Below are 4,665 nucleotides of genomic sequence, written 5' to 3' on the forward strand. Positions count from 1 at the left end.
TGTGTTGCATATTCAGGACATGGAACGACTTAGCTTTTTAACCATGAAACCAGCGCCTTGAAGCCGCCAGATCATGGAGCCGCCGCCCACATGTCCCTTCATCTGTTCCAACAATGTCAAAGAACCGAAAACTTCCTTCCCCCAAGATCGCTCTTCGGGTGATCGAATTAACGATCAGGAAGCTCGGTAGCAGCCGGTAGAACCGCGCCGCCGCCGTCGGTGGAGCGGCTTCTATGGGCGACCCGGTTCCCGGTCAACAACAAAATTACAATTTTTATACAGGGGCAAATCAGGCCTTATTTTCCGGGGTTTTGAGGTCGTGCTTTCGCGCTTCGCCGTCGAATCACTCCCCCGAATCAGCCCTTGAGCGATTCGGGAAAGATCGTCGGCTGGGCACCTTCCGCAGCGGCAAGCGACGGAAACTGCCCGATTTTTCCGTTCAGGCGGTCTGGATATATTCCCTCATGGCTGCAGCCTCGCTCTCGATCTTCTCGATCCGGGCCTTCACCAGGTCACCGATCGAGACGAAGCCGACCAGCACCCCGTCGTCGACCACCGGCAAGTGGCGGATCCGGCGCCGGGTCATCATCCCCAGAGCATGCAGCGGATCGGTCACGCTCGGTACGGTGATCACCGGCGTCGTCATCACGTCGCCCACCCGTCGCTCGAGGAAGGCCGCACCCTCGGCGCGCAATCCATAGATCATGTCACGTTCGGACATGATGCCGACGACCTGCTCCTGGCCTATGACCGGCACCGCGCCGATACGGCGGTCGGCCAACAGAGTGAGGACGTCTTTCACCTGCATGTCCGCCGTGGCGTGAATGATGCTGTGGTCGTCGCGACCCTTCAATATGGACGCAATCGTCATATCGGCCTCCTTCCCCTACGCCCGCGACCGACCCATTCGGCCGGGGCCGCATGTGCGGGGCGCGGGTCTCTTGATCCGGGCGCTCTGGTCCGGAAGCCGCCGGGTCCCTGCAGGCTTGATGATCACATTTTTCAGGACCAAAGAAAAGCCATGTCAGCTCCCCGCACAGACCCGACCGCCCCGCTTTCCAACCGTCATGCCTGGGCCCGCTTCCGCTGGATCATGCGCTGGGTGAGCGTGACCGCGATAGCCGCCGTGGGCGCCGCCCTCTTCTACCTCTGGGCCGACGGATCGCCGCTGACCGTTGCCGTGATCATCGCTACCTGCGCCGGCGTATCCTTGTCGGTGCTGGTCGGCGGCGGGCTGATGGCGCTGATCTTCCTGAGCTCGGGCAGCGGCCATGATGAGGAGGTCGGCAAGATCGACGAGCCAGCGGAAGATCCAAGCGCGCGCTGGGATCGCCGCGACCGCTGAGCCGGCGGCTGCAACGAAAACGAAAAAGGGCGACCCGAAGGCCGCCCTTTGCGATTTAAGACTATCGTGAACCGACGCTCAGACTGCGGCGGCCTCGCCGCGCGGCTTCCGCGCACGGGTCACGCGCGGCTTCGGCGCCTCTTCGCCATCATTGGCCGACGCGGCCGACAGTGACGGGGGCAGACGATCGGGCTCCAGCTGTTCGCTCGGCTATGCCTTGGGCGGACGGCCGCGACGGCGCACCGGGCGCTCCTCGGCTTCGTCGGACAGGACCGGCGCGGGGACAGGTACAGCCTCGACAACCGGTGCGGCCTCGGCTTCGTCCTGACGACGGGCCTGCTGCTCGCCGTCATAGCGCCGCTCGCCGCGCGGCGGACGACCACGACGCGGACGCCGCTCCTCGCCCTCGCCAGCTTCGCTCTCTTCGGCTGAACGCGCCTGCTGCTGGCGCTCGCCGTCCTGGTCATAGCGGTTCTGATCGTAGCGATTCTGGTCATAGCGCTGGCCGCCATCGCGGCGGCGCTGATCGCCCTGCTCGTCGCTGCGCGACGCCTGGACCTCGTCGTTGCCGACGCGCTCCCCCTCGTCGCCATATTCCTCGTCGGACTGCATCGAAAAATCGTCGCGGCGCGGACGCGGCTGCTGGTCCTCGAAGCGCGAGCGGCTTTCGCTCAGCACCCGGAAATAGTGATCGGCGAACTGGAGATAATATTCGGTGTTGACGCGGTCGCCCTGCATCTGTGCGTCGCGGGCGAGCGCCTTGTACTTCTCGAGCAGCTGGGCGGCATTGCCCCGCGCACGATTATCGATGCGGTTACCGCGATCCTGGCCCCCATTGCCACCGTTCGGCCGGGGTGCACCCGAACCACCGCCACGACCGCGACGGCGGCCGTTCTGCCGATTGTTTATCAACTTACCGATGTCCTCGTCACTGGTGGTATAGGTTCACCACTCCCACACCGGGACCATCCCGGATTACGTCAGGGGCCATCGTCCCCAAGCTGTATGATGCACGCCGCCCTACGGCGCGGGCCTTTTGGCACCGCATCCACCGCACGTCATGGTCGCCTGTTGGGGCGCCCCTGCCATTGGGGGTCGTGGCATCGGGCGGGTGCACGCGAACGGACCCTGCCCTAACCGTGGCTTTCGATGTAGGGGCAGACGCAGCGAATTCCAAGCGGATAATGTGCGACCTACGACAAAAGGTCAGTGCCGGACGAGGATTGCCCGGTCGCGCCCGCCCAGATCCTGCCGCACCGACGCGACGAGCCCCTGCCCGGCGAATAAATCCGACACCGCTGCAGCCTGCGTCCAGCCGATCTCGATCGCGGCCAATCCCGTCGGCGCCAGCAGCCGGGCGATTTCCGGTGCGAGCCGGCGGTAATCGTCGAGGCCGTCAGGCCCTGCGAACAGCGCGCTGGCGGGTTCATACTCGCGGACCTCCGGGGCGAGCATGGCGTCCGACTCGATATAGGGCGGATTGCACAGAATCAGGTCGAAAACCCCCTCGATCCCCTGTCCCCAGTCTCCTGCCCGCAACTCGGCGCGCGCAGCCAGGCCCAGGCGCTCGGCGTTCCGCGTCGCGATGGCGAGCGCCGCTGCCGACAGGTCCACCCCGACACCTCTCGCCCCGGGCCATTCCGCCAGCGCCGCCAGCAACAGAGCGCCCGAACCGGTACCCAGGTCGAGAATCGTGGCCGGGCCAGGCGACCCGAAATGGTCGACTGCCGCATCGATGAGCGTCTCGCTGTCCGGGCGCGGAATCAGGACACCAGGGCCGACCTCGAGCGTGATCGTCCAGAAATCGCGCTGCCCCACGATATAGGCAACCGGCTCGTGCCGACGTCGGCGATCGAGCAAGATCTCGAACCCCGTCGGTGACGGATCGTCGAGCCGCCCGAGCAGCAAAGCGTCGCGCTCCACGCCGAGGGCCGCCGCCATCAGCAGTTCGGCATCGAGCCGCGCCGAGGCGCTCCAGCCAGCCAGCTCTCCGGCGGCGCGCGCCAGCGCCGCGCGGATCGTCTCAGCCATCGAGCTGGGCGAGGCGCTCGGCCTCGTCCTCGGCAATCAGCGCGCCCACCAGTTCGTCGAGCCCTGGCCCTTCCAATATCTCGTCGAGACGATGCAAGGTCAGGTTGATACGGTGATCGGTCACGCGCCCCTGCGGAAAATTATAGGTGCGGATCCGCTCCGACCGATCGCCCGAGCCCACCATCGACTTCCGCGCACCCGCCCGCTCGCTGGCAAGGCGCTCGCGCTCCATCTCGTAGAGGCGGGTCCGCAGCACCTTGAGCGCCTTGGCCTTGTTCTTGTGCTGCGACTTCTCGTCCTGCTGGATCACCACCAAACCGGTCGGCAGATGGGTGATGCGGACAGCGCTATCGGTGGTGTTGACCGACTGCCCGCCGGGACCGGACGAGCGATAGACGTCGATCCGCAGATCCTTGTCGTCGATCTGCACATCGACATCCTCCGCTTCGGGCAGCACAGCGACGGTCGCCGCCGACGTATGGATGCGCCCACCGGATTCGGTGACGGGCACGCGCTGCACGCGGTGGACGCCGCTTTCGAACTTCAGCCGGGCGAACACGCCCGCTCCGGTCACGCTGGCGACGACTTCCTTATAGCCGCCGAGATCGGCCGCGCTGGCGGAGATCAGCTCGACCCGCCACCCCCGGTTCTCGGCATAGCGCTGATACATGCGGAACAGGTCGCCCGCGAACAGCGCCGCCTCGTCGCCGCCGGTCCCTGCCCGAATTTCGAGCATGGCCGACCGCTCGTCCGCCGCGTCGCGCGGCAGCAACTTGAGCGCGAGCGCCCGCTCCGCCTCCGGCAGGCGAACACGGAGATCCTCGACCTCCTCGACCGCCATCGCCTTGAGTTCGGCGTCGCCGCTCTCGTCCTCGGCCATGCCACGCAATACCTCGAGTTCGGCGCGCAAGCGCCGCACCTCGCCAGCCGCGACCGCGACGGGCTCGATCTCGGCATAATCCTTCGACAGCTGGACGAACTGGTCCGACGGCAGATCCCCGCGCGACATCAGGGCCTGGAGCTCGTCACGCCGGGCCTCGATCTGCGCGATCCGCGCCGAACTGATCGCTCCTGCCATATGCGATCAGCCTTTCAGCGCTGCCACCAGCGCATCGACCGCAACAGGCCGCTGGCTCTGCGCGCCCATATCCTTGAGCGACACCTCGCCCCGCGCGACCTCGTCATCGCCGATGATCACGGCATAGCGCGCGCCGGCCGCATCGGCCTTCTGCATCCGCCGCTTCATTTTGCCCTTATAGGCCATGTCGGCCGCCAGCCCGGCCCGGCGC

General features: G+C 66.2%; 6 protein-coding genes. 1 reads left to right on the forward strand and 5 read right to left on the reverse strand.

Features of this window, described 5'->3' with window-relative positions; translation table 11 throughout:
* Window positions 1-439: 439 nt before the first annotated feature.
* Window positions 440-871, reverse strand: coding sequence for a CBS domain-containing protein (locus KAY22_RS24865; RefSeq protein ID WP_296625811.1), 432 nt, complete (start codon window positions 869-871; stop codon window positions 440-442).
* Between the two features lie 150 nt (window positions 872-1,021).
* Here KAY22_RS24865 and KAY22_RS24870 point away from each other — a divergent pair, with 150 nt between their 5' ends.
* The gene (locus KAY22_RS24870) at window positions 1,022-1,345 is read left to right on the forward strand and encodes a hypothetical protein (protein ID WP_296625812.1); all 324 of its coding nucleotides are present in this window, start codon (window positions 1,022-1,024) and stop codon (window positions 1,343-1,345) included.
* A 210-nt stretch (window positions 1,346-1,555) separates the two neighbouring features.
* Here KAY22_RS24870 and KAY22_RS24875 read toward each other — a convergent pair whose 3' ends face one another.
* The 4 genes from KAY22_RS24875 to KAY22_RS24890 form a co-directional block, all read right to left on the reverse strand.
* Window positions 1,556-2,257: a DUF4167 domain-containing protein gene (locus tag KAY22_RS24875; protein WP_366514163.1), complete on the reverse strand. Its 702-nt coding sequence runs from the start codon at window positions 2,255-2,257 to the stop codon at window positions 1,556-1,558.
* Between the two features lie 294 nt (window positions 2,258-2,551).
* The gene (gene prmC, locus KAY22_RS24880; protein ID WP_296625813.1) at window positions 2,552-3,376 is read right to left on the reverse strand and encodes a peptide chain release factor N(5)-glutamine methyltransferase; all 825 of its coding nucleotides are present in this window, start codon (window positions 3,374-3,376) and stop codon (window positions 2,552-2,554) included.
* Window positions 3,369-4,454, reverse strand: coding sequence for a peptide chain release factor 1 (prfA, locus tag KAY22_RS24885; protein ID WP_296625814.1), 1,086 nt, complete (start codon window positions 4,452-4,454; stop codon window positions 3,369-3,371). Before prfA ends, prmC begins: the two co-directional genes overlap by 8 nt.
* Window positions 4,455-4,460: 6 nt before the next feature.
* Window positions 4,461-4,665, reverse strand: a 205-nt coding sequence (locus KAY22_RS24890) for a His/Gly/Thr/Pro-type tRNA ligase C-terminal domain-containing protein (RefSeq protein WP_296625815.1), incomplete at its 5' end; no start/stop codon positions are given.

Origin of the sequence: Rhizorhabdus sp. (assembly GCF_018006725.1) — a bacterium.
Taxonomy (GTDB): Bacteria; Pseudomonadota; Alphaproteobacteria; order Sphingomonadales; family Sphingomonadaceae; genus Rhizorhabdus.